Annotated in this window: 15 protein-coding genes; 14 read left to right on the plus strand and 1 reads right to left on the minus strand. The window is 44.6% G+C overall.

Translation table 11 applies throughout. The features are described from left to right. Window positions 1–66 precede the first annotated feature (66 nt). From D5281_RS17265 to D5281_RS17295, 7 genes are all read left to right on the plus strand, one after another. Window positions 67–1,737: a recombinase family protein gene (locus D5281_RS17265; protein WP_160561350.1), complete on the plus strand. Its 1,671-nt coding sequence runs from the start codon at window positions 67–69 to the stop codon at window positions 1,735–1,737. Between the two features lie 80 nt (window positions 1,738–1,817). After that, a complete protein-coding gene (locus D5281_RS17270; protein ID WP_160561351.1) occupies window positions 1,818–3,368 on the plus strand; it encodes a recombinase family protein in 1,551 nt (516 codons plus the stop codon). 29 nt (window positions 3,369–3,397) lie between these two features. After that, window positions 3,398–4,291, plus strand: coding sequence for a LysR family transcriptional regulator (locus tag D5281_RS17275; RefSeq protein WP_160561352.1), 894 nt, complete (start codon window positions 3,398–3,400; stop codon window positions 4,289–4,291). Window positions 4,292–4,528: 237 nt separating this feature from the next. After that, entirely contained in the window at window positions 4,529–5,695 is a 1,167-nt protein-coding gene (locus tag D5281_RS17280; protein ID WP_160561353.1) for an iron-containing alcohol dehydrogenase, read from the plus strand. A 236-nt stretch (window positions 5,696–5,931) separates the two neighbouring features. Next, window positions 5,932–6,231, plus strand: coding sequence for a hypothetical protein (locus D5281_RS17285; RefSeq protein WP_160561354.1), 300 nt, complete (start codon window positions 5,932–5,934; stop codon window positions 6,229–6,231). A gap of 65 nt (window positions 6,232–6,296) precedes the next feature. Then, window positions 6,297–7,892, plus strand: a complete 1,596-nt coding sequence (locus D5281_RS17290) for a flavodoxin (protein WP_160561355.1) — start codon at window positions 6,297–6,299, stop codon at window positions 7,890–7,892. Window positions 7,893–7,909: 17 nt separating this feature from the next. Next, window positions 7,910–8,983: an alpha/beta hydrolase gene (locus tag D5281_RS17295; protein ID WP_160561356.1), complete on the plus strand. Its 1,074-nt coding sequence runs from the start codon at window positions 7,910–7,912 to the stop codon at window positions 8,981–8,983. Window positions 8,984–9,055: 72 nt separating this feature from the next. Here the strand turns inward: D5281_RS17295 and D5281_RS17300 are convergent, their stop codons facing one another. After that, complete coding sequence (locus D5281_RS17300) at window positions 9,056–9,454, minus strand: MerR family transcriptional regulator (protein WP_160561357.1); 399 nt, start codon at window positions 9,452–9,454, stop codon at window positions 9,056–9,058. A 259-nt stretch (window positions 9,455–9,713) separates the two neighbouring features. Between D5281_RS17300 and D5281_RS17305 the strand changes: the two genes are divergently transcribed. The 7 genes from D5281_RS17305 (at window position 9,714) to D5281_RS17320 (ending at window position 13,812) form a co-directional block, all read left to right on the plus strand. Next, on the plus strand, window positions 9,714–9,983 hold the full coding sequence (locus D5281_RS17305; RefSeq protein ID WP_160561358.1) for a hypothetical protein: 270 nt from the start codon (window positions 9,714–9,716) through the stop codon (window positions 9,981–9,983). A 115-nt stretch (window positions 9,984–10,098) separates the two neighbouring features. Further along, complete coding sequence (locus tag D5281_RS25835) at window positions 10,099–10,329, plus strand: alpha/beta hydrolase family protein (RefSeq protein WP_277935427.1); 231 nt, start codon at window positions 10,099–10,101, stop codon at window positions 10,327–10,329. A 12-nt stretch (window positions 10,330–10,341) separates the two neighbouring features. Next, complete coding sequence (locus tag D5281_RS27210) at window positions 10,342–10,731, plus strand: alpha/beta hydrolase (protein WP_408637289.1); 390 nt, start codon at window positions 10,342–10,344, stop codon at window positions 10,729–10,731. Continuing rightward, window positions 10,653–10,988, plus strand: a complete 336-nt coding sequence (locus tag D5281_RS25845) for a hypothetical protein (protein ID WP_277935428.1) — start codon at window positions 10,653–10,655, stop codon at window positions 10,986–10,988. Before D5281_RS27210 ends, D5281_RS25845 begins: the two co-directional genes overlap by 79 nt. A 91-nt stretch (window positions 10,989–11,079) precedes the next feature. After that, window positions 11,080–11,829, plus strand: coding sequence for an alpha/beta hydrolase (locus D5281_RS17315; protein ID WP_277935429.1), 750 nt, complete (start codon window positions 11,080–11,082; stop codon window positions 11,827–11,829). 14 nt (window positions 11,830–11,843) lie between these two features. Beyond that, the gene (locus tag D5281_RS25850) at window positions 11,844–11,999 is read left to right on the plus strand and encodes a hypothetical protein (RefSeq protein ID WP_277935430.1); all 156 of its coding nucleotides are present in this window, start codon (window positions 11,844–11,846) and stop codon (window positions 11,997–11,999) included. 469 nt (window positions 12,000–12,468) lie between these two features. Further along, complete coding sequence (locus D5281_RS17320; protein WP_160561359.1) at window positions 12,469–13,812, plus strand: MATE family efflux transporter; 1,344 nt, start codon at window positions 12,469–12,471, stop codon at window positions 13,810–13,812. Window positions 13,813–13,815 lie beyond the last annotated feature (3 nt).

The raw sequence follows: 13,815 nt of genomic DNA on the forward strand, positions 1-13,815 counted from the left end.
AATATAATGTAATTATTGGGGGCGGGGAGTATGTGGCGCCGAAAGCAGAGAGGAGCAATGGCGTAAATGGCAAGGAAATCTAAAAAGAAGCAGGAAACAAAAGGGCAGTTTGAAAAAGTCTATTCCGCTGGCATTTATGCAAGGCTTTCCGTGGATTCCAATGAAAGGAAAAACGAATCCATTGAGACACAGGTGGAGATCGCAAAGGACTTTATCGGGTGTCAGGATAACATGGAGCTGTATGATATCTACATAGACCTTGGAAAAACAGGGACTAACTTTGAGAGGGATGGCTTTGAACGCATGATGGATGACGTAAGGCTGCGGAAGATTGACTGTATTGTGGTAAAGGATTTGTCGAGATTTGGCAGGAACCATATTGAGATGGGGGATTATATTGAAAAGATATTCCCTTTCATGGGAGTGCGTTTCATCGCTGTCACTGACAATTTTGACAGCATGGACATGTCCGGATCAAGTGAGACTATGGGCGTGAATCTGAAAAACCTAATCAATGAGATGTATGCAAGGGACATAGCAGTGAAAGTAAAGGCCGGCAGGAAGGCAAAATGGGATCAGGGAGGTTATACGGGCGGTATACCGCCCTATGGGTACCGGGCAGAGTGGAACGGTGATAAAAAATGCCTTTTTGTAGAAGCGGTTACTGGGGATATCGTGAGAAAGATATTTGACCTGTTCCTTTCAGGCAGGAATAGGAAAGAGATTGTCGTATGGCTTTACGAAAATAAGATAGCAAGGCCGGGGCAATACCATAAGTCAGGGCAGATTTACTGCCATGAGGAGGGGAAACTGGAACAGTGGTCCGTGGCAACGGTCAAAAGGATTCTGACGAACCCGGTATATATGGGGTGCCTTGTCCGGGGGCGCACCTGTGGGAAAGATTACATGATGCGTGGGTGGCATGATATTGATTCCGGGGTCTGGCTGGTCAAGGAGCACACCCATGAAGCTATCATCAGTGAGGAACAGTTTTTTGAAGCGGCCGGACAATTTGAAAAATCTTCCCTATACTGCAATCCGGATGGTTTCACAAAAAAAGTTCCGGTGGAAGATGATATCTTTACAGATGTCCTTTACTGCGGCGACTGTGGGGCAAAGATGAAGCGGGTGACGGCAGTGAAGGAATTCAGTTCAAAGAACAGAGTAAGGACATACAGCTATAAATGCCCTAAATCTGCCAGGATAGACAGCCTTAAGTGTAAGGGGAAGAACATCACTTTAAATTTGCTTACAGATATCGTAAAGGAGGTGGCACGGTGGGAATTTGCGCTGTCCGGAATGTGCCTGGAAGACTTTGTGGAGATGAGCAACCGGGAAACGGAAGCGCTGAAGGAGGGGTGGTTGGCCCGGCTTACCCAGCTTGACAGGAAGCTGGAGATGATAAAAGTGCTTGGGAGCGAACAGTACCTCAGATACCGGATGGGTGAGATGAATGAAGGGAGCTTTCAGAGGAGGAAAGAAGAAAATGACAAAAATTCGGCTTCCATCCGTGAAGAAAGCAGGGCTGTTACAGAGAAACTCAGGAGGGTAGAGTCCGAAACAGCCAGGAAAAACGATTTCCTATATACTTTGATGGAGGGCAGCGGTAAGGGTGAACTGTCCTTAGCGCTTGTCAGGACACTGTTCAAGAAGATAGAGGTTTATCCAAAGCAAAGGGTAAAGGTAACTTTTGCTTTTGAGAGAAGCCAGCTGCCTGCGTACAGGGAGGGCATTTAGTACGAAAAATAAATTTTTCACACAACAAATTTGTGCTTTCGCCCAAATTTGCGGGGTGTTGGCAAGAATGGGGGATTAATATGAGGAAGCTACTGACTGCAATATACCTGCGCCTGTCCAAAGAGGATGATAAATGGAAAGAGGAGAGCAACAGTATTACCATGCAGCGCATCCTTTTAAGAAGATATGTAGAGGAAAACTTTGTGGACTATGAGATAGTCGAGTTTTGTGATGACGGTTATACGGGTACTAATTTTGCGCGTCCGGGCGTGCAGGAAATGCTTGAAAGGATAAGGGATGGTGAGATAAAATGTGTTATAGTAAAAGATTTTTCGCGGTTTGCCCGGGACTACATAGAGCTGGGGGCCTACCTGGAACAAATTTTTCCATTTTTAGGTGTCCGCTTTATTTCCGTTAACGATGGATATGACAGTGCCAAAGTCCAGAGAGGCATTGCGGATATTGACGTGAATTTTCAGAACCTGCTTTATGACCTGTACAGCAGGGATTTATCGGATAAGGTTCGTTCTTCCCTTTCTATCAGAAAGGAAAAAGGACAGTATGTAAGTGCAAATCCTCCTTTTGGCTATGAGAAAGACCCAAAGGACAGGCATGCCCTGTTGGTGGCTGAAGATGAAGCGGAGGTGGTCAGGCAGATATTTACCCTGACTTTGGAAGGGTATACATCGGTGGAAATAGCGAAGCTGCTTAATGCAGCAGGAGTAAAGACACCGGTTGCATTTAAGATTGAAAAGGGAAAAACAAGCCGGATACCGAAAGGGGGCAGGTTTTTGTGGAGCAGCAGTACGATATGCAAGATATTAAGGAATGAAATCTATATCGGCAACATCGTGCAGAAAAAGTATACAAAGGATTTTGTGGGTGGAAAAAATCATTTCAATCCCCGTGAAAACTGGCTGATCTCTTACAGGCATCACGAACCTATCATTGATAAAGAAGTTTTTGATAAGGTGCAGAAGGGCAGGGGAAATAAAAGGCCGCCGCAGCACCATCCGACCCACCCCCTTGTGGGTAAGCTTGTGTGCGGCTGCTGCAAAAAGAACCTGAATTACCGCAGAGGGAGAAACCCATACTTCACCTGCTGCAACCGTTATTCCAATCTTATGGAAAAATGTGTCCGGAGGGTAAACGCCATGTTTGCAGAGCAGTATGTTCTTCTGATGATGCAGCATAAGCTGGAGGCAGAGGGAGAACTGGAAAAGCTCTATATTGAGGAAGTTGAAAGGTTGGAAAAGGAGCTTAAGGGGTTAAGAGAGAAAAAGAGGAACCTTCTGGCAGAAATCGAAAAGCAGAAACAGAAAAACTTTGAAGCTTACCAGGATTATGCCTGGGGCAAGGCAGGGAGTTTCCAATCTGACCAATCAGTGGTAAAATCAATAGAGAATGGGCTGGTGGGTTTAAACAGCAGGATTCAGGAAGCGGAAACAAAGTATTCTGTTATGACCTGTGGCAGGAATGTAGAAGGGTATGGAAGCTGGTTAGCAGCACTGTCAAAAGATATGATAGAGAGATATATTGATAAGATTGAGGCTTATGGCGACCAACATATGGAAATCTCCTGGAAAGAAAGTGATAAAGCAGATGCAGGAGGCCGGAGGGTTTTGCAGTGATTTTAAAAGAAAAGGGATGGTGAAGTTTTATGTATAATCCACAACTGGAGACTTTTATCAGAGTAGCGGATGCGGGAAGTTTTAATAAAGCGGCAGAACAGGCATTTATCACGCCCACAGCAGTAATTAAACAAATTAATCTGCTGGAAGCGGATTTGCAGGTACAGCTTTTTAACAGGACGCACAGGGGGCTTAAATTGACGAAAGCCGGAGAATCTTTATACAGGGACGCAAAATACATCATTCAGTATTGTAGGGATTCTGTGATACGGGCCAAGAACGCCATGCAGAAGGATGATAACATAATCAGAATTGGAACTTCGCCCATGACCCCTGCTCAGATTCTCGTAGAGCTGTGGCCTGAGATTCACAAGCAGTGCCCGGACATTAAATTTCAGCTTATACCGTTTGAAAACACACCTGAGAATGCAAGAGAAATTCTAAAAAATCTAGGGCAGAATATTGATGTTGTAGTGGGTATTTTCGATGACCCCCTTTTAGATGTGCGAAGCTGTGAGGGTTTTGAAATTCTGCGCACGCCTTTGTGCTGTGCCGTGTCCATCCATCATCCGCTTGCAGGAAAAGATAAGCTTCAGATTCAGGACTTATATGGAGAAAATCTCATGCTGATACGCCGGGACTGGAGTCATTACGTTGACCAGCTTCGGGATGATATTTGGCAGAATCATAGTCAGATTCATATTGTGGATTTTGATTTTTATAATTTAGAAGTTTTTAACCGGTGCGAAAATTCTAATGATATCCTGATTGCTATCCAGGAATGGACCAACGTGCATCCGTTATTAAAAATAATTCCTATGGACTGGGAACATAGCATTCCTTATGGCCTGCTGCATTCCCCTACGCCGTCAAAAACAGTAAAACGCTTTCTTACAGCAATTCGGTCGGTGCTTCGAGATTAGACAGAAAAATTTATCAGGCGGCTAAGCATAGGGATCAACCATGAAAAGATATAACCCAGGGGTATAAACTAATGAACAAATGGAGACTTCTTTGGAGGTCTCTTTTTTTATATTATAAAGATACAATACGAGATGAGGAATCCACTGCTTCAACCTCTTTTACGGGAAGAAATTTTAAGGCAGCTGAAAAACGCTGCCTAAGGAAATTGAAAGATCGCGATATGCGGAGGGATTAGAATGAATAATTTTATTTTTGAAAATGGAACGAAAACTTATTTTGGAAAAGGCTGTGTAAAAGAATATCTGTCCTGTCTCACAAAGCATTATGGACCCAATGTTATGTTTGCCTATGGCGGCGGTTCCATTCAGAAAAACGGAATTTACGATGAGGTTATGGAGAGCCTTAACCGGGCCGGCAAGAATATCATCCGGTTTCCTGGTATTATGGCAAATCCTACTTATGAAAAGGTGTTAGAAGGCGCGAAGCTGGCAAGGGAAAATAAGGTTGACCTGATTATTGGTGTAGGCGGCGGCAGCGTGATGGATTGCTGTAAGGCTGTTTCCATGGCGGCAGTTTACAGCGGAGATATCTGGGCGGATTTTTTTGCAAGACCGGGCATTATGGACTTTGAACCGCTGCCTGTTGGTGTGGTGGTGACAGTGGCGGGAACAGGAAGCGAGATGAACGGAGGCGCAGTTATTACAAATGAGGAGCTGAAGATAAAAACAGGGCGTGATTATCCCAAGTGCAATCCTAAATTTGCTTTGCTTGACCCTGTGTATACTTACAGCGTACCAAAAAAACAGATGGTATCCGGAGGCTTTGATATTTTGTCCCATATTATGGAGATTTATTTTAGCGAACCGGACGAAGATAATGTATCGGATGATATGGCGGAAGCTTTGATGAAAAATGTGATACGGAACCTGCGGGCGGCAATCAGGAACCCGCAAGACTATAGCGCAAGGAGCAATTTGATGTGGGATGCGGCAATGGCGGAAAACCGCATCATAAAGCTGGGTAAGCGCATGGATTTTGAGTGCCACAATATGGAACATCAACTTGGGGCATATACAAATTGTAATCATGGGGAAGGGCTTGCGGCTTTACATCCTGTTTACTACCGTCATATTTACAAAGATGGACTGGCCAAATTTAGCCGGTTTGCCACGCATGTATGGGGCATTTCAAATGAGGGAAAAACGATGAAAGAAACTGCCCTTGCAGGGGTAGAAGCGCTTGCCGGCTTTATCCGCGAAATCGGACTGCCAACTTCTCTTCGTGAGATGGGAATAGATAAGGCCGATTTGAAAAAAATAGCTGATTCCTGTGGGATTTCTGCTGGCAGCTATAGACAACTGACCCATCAGGAGATTTTTGAAATTTTTAAGGAATGTTATTAAAAAATGAGATCACGACCAAATTTGCTCGCCAGAATCAGCAGCCGGCCAAAATAACAATAATGTTGCTACCCATTTATTCTGTCCACAGATTAATCTGATTGGTTGTCAGGGGATGAACCGATATAATGGCATCAGTCTAAAGAAAGAGAAAGCGCCAGGTCTCTTTTTTTATTAAATTATAAGGAATACAGAAGCAAGAGGAGGAAAGTAAAGGATCATTTTACAGCAAACTTGATATGACACATAGGAAGAAAACGGAGGCGCCGGAAACGAAACGGATAGCAGCGGCATTGTTGTGTGTAATGCTTATATGGGTCATTGCCGGGTGCGGCAGTGAATATGAACTTGTATCATTGGCGTATTGGTATGAAGGACCATCAATCGCTTTGATTTATAAGGCAAGCCGTGACCAGACTGTAGTTCCCGTAGTATCGATTGGAAAGATTACATCAGATGTTTCTGTTTTTGAGGAATATGGAGATGCCGTATTAATAGAACTGGAAGAAGTTCCTGATGAAGAACTGGAAGAAAAGTAAGGAATGGCAGCCTCTGAAAGCTGAGTATGACAAACAAATCAAAAGCAGCAAAAGGGAGAGACAGAATGAAGAAAAAAGTGATACTGCTTATATCTATGATTCAGATCATGGCGCTTAGTGCCTGCGGAAATGCAGCGAACGTAACACCAATGGAAACAGACATTGTACAGCCACAGCAGCCAGTGAACTTTGAAGAAAATATTATAGAGGAGCAAACAGAACAGGATAAGGAGAAAGACGGCATGACAGAAAGTAAACCGACACAAAATTCGCGTATTCTAATTGCGTATTTTTCCCAGCCTACCGATGTGGACACTTCCGATCTGGATGCTGTTTCCAGTGCAAGTGTGGTGGTGCGGGATAATGAGGCAGCAGGCAGTACAACGGAATATGTAGCAAGGATTATTCAGGATACAGTAGGAGGCGATCTGTTCCGCATTGAGACGATGGAAGAATATCCTTCTGATTATGATGAACTGGTTGCCCAGGCAAGAGCAGAAAAGAATGAAAGTGTTCGACCGGAACTTACAGGGCATATCGAACATCCGGAACAGTATGACACAATCATTCTTGGGTTTCCCAGTTGGATCATGGATATGCCTATGCCCATTTATTCTTTTCTGGAGGAATATGATTTTGGTGCCAAGACGATTATTCCATTTGTAACCCATGGCGGCAGTGGATTTGGAAGTACAAGTGAGACTATCTCTGAACTGCAGCCGGGCGCGTTTATCAGTGACAATGGACTCTCTGTTGCAAGAGATGATCTGGCAGACTGTGAGGAAGCAATCAGGCAGTGGGCGGAAAGCCTTAACCTAGATGGGGAGAATCAGGCGCCGGAAAACAGCAGTGACACTGTGGCAGGCGCACAGGCAGACCCACAGAATCAGCAGACGCTGTTTCTGTGGGAAGAAAACAATATGCCATCTGTCACGGAGTATACGGAAAACAATGGATATTATGCAGATGATCCGGACTTTCGGCCATACATAGTGACCTTCCCCGTACCGGAGGGAACAGAAGTAAAAGGCGCTGTGCTGATCTGTGCCGGAGGCGCATTCCAGTTCCGCGCGGATCAGAATGAGGGAACTCCGGTTGCCCAGGCACTACGCGAATTGGGCTATCAGAGTTTTGTGGTCAATTACCGCCTTCGGCCTTACACACAGGAAGAAGGGGCGCTGGATTTAGCCCGTGCAGTGCGCTTCATACGTCAAAATGCGGATGTTTACGGTATTGATGAAAAGGACATTGCCGTGATGGGATTTTCTGTGGGAGGTATTCTTGCCGGGGAAATGCTGCTGAATTTTGACGGCACGGTCAATGGAACAGCGCTTGATGCGGATTATATGCCTGATATGTTGGACGGTGTTTCTGCGGATGCGGCGGCGGACGGAATGATTTATTCCTTCTATGGCAGATTGAGCGTTGCATCCAAAGATGTGGAGAAGTTTGCGGCATCTGATCTGCCGCCAACCTATTTCTGCTATGGGACGAGAGACCCTTTTGTGAGAGAATTTGAGGCGTGTATAGAAGCCTTGCAGCAGGCAGAGGTTCCTGTGGAAGTCGATGTGCTGGAAGGAAGGCCGCACGGTTATGGCTATACGGAAGGCTGGATTCCGGCATACGCTAAGTGGCTGGAAAATGTGTTTTCAAATAATTAGGAACAGAGGAAACGAGTATGAAGAAATTAAATTTACTGGTTTTGGTCCTGTCTTTGATGATGTGTACTGGGTGTGCACAGCGCAGGACAGTACCGGAGGACATGGGAGTTTCTGATGTGGGTGAAACGGACATAGGAGCGTCAGCTGGAAATGAAGCAGTCTCAAATGAAGAAATGACTTCGCCAGAACAGGCAGATGTGATTGATGTGGGGCAGGAAGAAAATATTGCCTGTATTCCCGATACACCCCTTGAGATTTCGGAGGACTATTATTCTGCGGCATCGGAGCAGGGAACATTGGAGCGGCTGGAATACACGACATATGAATCTTTCAGTTATGAGGAGCGTACCAAAGTGCTTACAAAAAATGCCTATGTATATCTGCCTTACGGTTATTCTGAGGACAAGCAGTACAATGTGTTTTATCTGATGCACGGCGGATGGGCAAATGAGGCCACCTATCTGGGCACGCCGGAGAACCCGAATGTGTTTCAGAACGTGGTTGACCATGTCGTGCAGGATGGCAGAATGGAACCGGTCATAATCATATGTCCGACCTTCAATAATGAGAGTCCTAATGACAGTGATGACTATGGCCTTGAACTCAGACTGACGGATAACTACCACAATGAGCTGATAAACGATTTGATCCCGGCGGTGGAGGGAAAATACAGTACTTACGCAGAAGGCACTTCGATTGAGGATTTGGAGCGTTCCCGTGAACATCGTGCATTTTGTGGTTTTTCCATGGGTTCTGTTGCCACCTGGCATACGTTTGAATACTGCCTGCCGTATTTCCGATACTTTTTGCCCTCCAGCGGCGATCTGACATCGGACGGACAGTATATGGAGAGTATTGTGACCGATTCCGGATATGGCCCGGAGGATTTCTTTATTTATGCCATGTCCGGTACGGAAGATTTTGACTATTCTGCGTTTTCGCGTCAGATTCAGGCGATGTTAGATGCGCCGGGAGGTATCTTTATTGATGCGGACAATGAAAAAGATGGTAATCTGGCATACCGGGTGCAGGAAGGCAACGAACACAATGCTGAGGCTGCCATGCAGTATATTTACAATGGATTAGTCTGACTGTGGAAAGGTGAAACTTTGGAATAATTAAGCTGCAGGCAGACTGCTTTTATGCAGAATCCGTCTAAAGAGTTATTCCTCCGCCTGGATCAGACTACTGGCATATGGACGCTTGCCGGAAAGTATCTCATCATAGAAATTCTGTTTCCAGTCAATAAATGCTATGCTGTCTTCCAGTTCTTTCATGGAAGAACACAGAGCTTCCTGTTTTTCAGCTAACATTTCTTTGCGTTGGGGAATCGTAGATTCCCCCTGCAGGCATAAATCAAGATAATCTTTCATTTCCTGAATACTCATACCGCATTTTTTCAGACAGATAAGACTGTTAATCCATTCTACATCACGCGCATCGAAAATACGGCGGTTGTTATGGTCGCGTTTGACATTGGGAACCAGCCCTTCATTACAGTAGAATTTTAATGTCTGGTAGGTCATATTCGTTGCTTTGCAGACTTGCATCATTGTATACATCGTGGCTTTCCCTCTTAATGTTCACATAAAATTCAAACTTTTTTTGCATGAATCCCCTTGACCGATAGTTACTACCGGATAATATAATCGGTTGTATCAATCGGAGGGTTCAACCGCATTGTAACACAGGAAGCGCTGTGTCACAAGGGGAAATACGACAGGGAGGTGAACTGAGAGGAACGCAAAAATCCACTATTTTGGTATATATCTTTGGGTTGATACTTATGAACGAAACGAGACTTCCGTAATAAAAGGCGTCTTGCCACAATGCGATTATGAAAATATAAACAAAAAGAAGTTTGGCGGAGCCCTTTTAGGCTTTTTGGCAGCAGGGATTCTGGCGGACCCATTGATCGGGGCTGTATTTAAGCGTTTTGGAATCGGCGAGTTTGCGGCAGGTTTCAGTATGCTGGGAAATATAGTGCCGCTTGTGGTAATACCGATGCTGTTTGCCTTGTCTGCGTGGCTTTATTCCGCCAGACTGTCACGGGTGAGCATTGTGGAGCTGATCGCAGAGGATGGAGAATAAACGGTGGATGCGGAAAAACAGCCCTCAGTACGTGACTGAAAAGGCGGCAGGACGCGCTGTAAAGAAGTCCGGTGAAAAGTAGGAAAAATATATAAGGCAAACAGGAGGAATCAAAATGGGAAAAGAAGAAGAAAACAAATTTGGTCTGGTTTATGACGGCGCATTGACCGAGAATATTCCGGGTAAGGTAAATATCCGTGCCGTAAAATATGAGTTACGGGGACTGCAGATTGCGGCAAATATATATGTACCTTCGGATTTTGATGAAAATAAGAGATATGCTGCAGTCGTGGTGGCACATCCGAATGGCGGGGTAAAAGAACAGGTTGCAGGACTGTATGCCTAGAAACTTGCTGACATGGGGTACATTACAATGGCATTTGATGCTTCCTATCAGGGACAGTCTGAAGGGATGCCGAGAAATACAGATAAACCGCAGAACAGGGTGGAAGATATTCATGGGGCGGTAGACTTTATTGTGAATTATCAGGGCGTTGACAGAGAACGCGTAGGTATTCTGGGAATTTGCGGAGGCGGGGGCTATACATTAAGAGCTGCCCAGACAGATAAAAGAATGAAGGCAGTTGCCACGCTGTCTGCTTTCAATACAGGTATTGTACGCAAAAACGGATTTCTGGATTCCCAGATGCCACTATTACGGAGAGGCTTATGGATGCATATAAAGCGAGAGAGGACGAACTTTCCGGAAAAGAAGTGCGGTATACGCCTAATATGCTGGATACCATGACACCCGAAGAAGCGGAGAAGATGCCTTTCGATTTATATAAAGACGGCTATGTATACTATGGGATTACCCATAAGCATACCGGCTCAAGTTTTGCCTATACGGTATCTTCTAACATTGATTTGTTTGCTTTCGATGCCAGAGTCGGCATGGAAATGATTGATCAGCCGCTTCTCATGATAGCGGGTAAATGCGCTGATACTCTGTATATGACGGAGGGGTGTTATGAGAGGGCAACGGGAACAAAGAATTGTTCCTGATTGACGGAGCAACACATATTAAAACCTATTGGTTTCCTGAATATGTGGAAAAGATTACAAATAAGCTGAGAGAGTTTTTTGGGACAAATCTATGAAATATAAAAAAAGAATGAACGCATTAAGTGTTTTCGGGCTGCTGTGCTGTTTTGCTTTTGTAGTTTCCGCCTGTGGAAACAGCGAAACGGACACAACTCCGAAAGCGGATACAGCGTCAAATATAGAAACAGAGTCAAATATGGAAACGGAGAATCGTATCGTGGAACAAAATGAAGCAGAATATACTTACCTGCGTTCCTCCACGGTCGAGGATGTGATAAGCGATCCCTGTTTTGAAGATTTCGGTCGGCTTTTGTTTCCTGTGGACCGTTCTGTGTCAGAGAATATGACGCTGGAAGAAATCAGCAGCGGCAGTATATATGCCTGGTATAACTACATTGATCCTGATAAAACAGTAGAAATCATACAGAGCCTTCACGACCATGCGGCGGCAGGAGAACAGATTTTTTATAAAATTTATTCAGAGGAAGAAAAAGAGGCTGATCCGTCAAAGGAGGATACAGGTTTATTCTTCTTTCGGGGAAATCCGGGCGAGAAGTTTGCGGTAGTAAATGCCGGAGGTGGTTTTATGCATGTCGGAGCCATGCAGGACAGTTTTCCGCATGCGCTGGAGCTTTCAAAGATGGGATACAATAGTTTTGCCCTGATGTATCGCCCGGATGATCCGTATACGGATCTGGCGCGGGCAATCAGTTTTATCTATGACCATGCAGAAGAACTGGGAGTAATTCCAGAAGATTATTCTCTGTGGGGAGGATCGGCAGGGGCGAGAATGACGGTATAGCAAGCTGGAGAACCATGCAGTCCAGACTGCAGAGTCTTGAAGCATTGGGCATTCCTACAGAGTTCCATGCTTATGAAGGACTGACGCACGGGTTTGGCATTGGGACTGGCACAACTGCGGAAGGATGGATTAGCGATGCGGTGGCGTTCTGGGAGGCACAGTGCGAATGACTTGGCATATAATGATTAGAGTTGGTGGGAAAGCACTGGAAACAGTCTATCACATTTGGAAAATGGATTGGATGTCTGACAGCATTTCTTATTGCCGGTTATTTCCTTTTTGCTGGATTACATAGCTGTTATGGGATTGTTTATATTTTTAGGATATTACTTTTATGAAGGTGTGAAAAGGATGGCAGACGCAATACGGTTTTTCCTATATTCTTCCCCTTTTTTAGACAGACAAAGCGTATGGTTTTTTCCTCCTCCGTACGCTTTGTTTGCTTTATGTTTGCTTCCGAAAGGAAGCATCCGATTATTGATGATGAACTTTGAAAAATAACATGCCTTTCAGGCATGAGTATGATATAAAAACTAAGTATTTGATATAATAAAAAAGCTATATTATAATGCAGGTGTAGAAGGAAATCAGTTTTATCTGCACCTGCTTTTTTGTGTGAAATAGGAAGGAGAAGGATTTATGGAAGAAAAGAAAATGATGTTTTCTAATATGGACTTACAGGCAATGATTATTCCATTGTTTTTAGAGCAGCTCCTGGTGATGCTTGTGGGAATTGCAGATACGCTGGTGGTAAGTTATGCAGGGGAGGCAGCAGTATCAGGTGTTTCTCTGGTCAATCAGTTTAATACAATATTTATTTATCTTTTTACGGCCCTGGCATCCGGCGGAGCGGTGGTGCTCAGCCAATATATCGGAAGGAAAGAATCAGAGAATGCAGGCATCTCAGCCAGCCAGCTTTTGATGTTTGGAACGGTATTCTCGGTGTTGATTGCGGTGCTGGTACTGATTGGAAACAGGGGTATGCTCCGTCTGCTCTTTGGTAAGGTGGATGATTCCGTCATGGAAGCCTGTGTGACATACTTAAGAATTTCTGCCTATTCTTATCCGGCTCTTGCAATTTATAATGCCGGAGCGGCGGTTTACCGTAGTCTTGGGAAGACGAACGTGACAATGTATATATCTGTGGTCTCGAATATCATTAATGTGATCGGTAATGTGATTGGTGTATTTGTGCTGCATGGGGGAGTAGCCGGTGTGGCATGGCCATCGCTGATAGCAAGAACATTTTCGGCTGTTGTGATTACGTTTTTGTGCTTTGGGAAAAAGAGAGAAGTGGTTTACAAAGCTTCATGGATTTTTAAGTGGGATACTACTTGCTTAAAGCGGATTTTGAACGTTGCGATACCAAACGGTGTGGAAAATGGGATTTTCCAGTTGGTTAAGGTAGCTCTTAGCAGTATAGTAGCGCTTTTTGGCACTTATCAGATTGCGGCAAACGGAGTGGCGCAAAGTATCTGGTCTTTGGCAGCATTAGCCGGTGTGGCAATGGGGCCTGCCTTCATCACCGTAGTTGGACAGTGTATGGGAAATAAGGACATTCAGGCAGCGGATTATTATCTTAAAAAGCTCTCGAGGATAACGTTGCTATTGTCATCCGGATGGAATCTTTTCATCTTCATTTTAACACCATTCTTTCTTAGATTTTATGCGTTAGAGGCGGGGACAAAACAGCTTGTGATTTGGCTTGTGCTGATACATAATGTGTTTAATGCAGTTGCTTTCCCTTATTCAGGAGCGCTCAGTAATGGGCTACGGGCAGCAGGAGATGTGAAATTCACTATGTATGTTTCGGTTATCTCTACCATAGCAGGACGGTTGTTTTTATCTTTTCTGCTAGGAATTGTTTTTCAAATGGGCGTCATCGGGATTGCACTTGCAATGGTGGCTGACTGGGTGATTCGGGCAGTTATCTTTATCTGGCGTCAGAAATCCGGAAAATGGAAGGAGTTTCAGGTCATTTAAAAC

This window comes from Parablautia muri, from assembly GCF_009917485.1.
Taxonomy (GTDB): domain Bacteria; phylum Bacillota; class Clostridia; order Lachnospirales; family Lachnospiraceae; genus Suilimivivens; species Suilimivivens muri.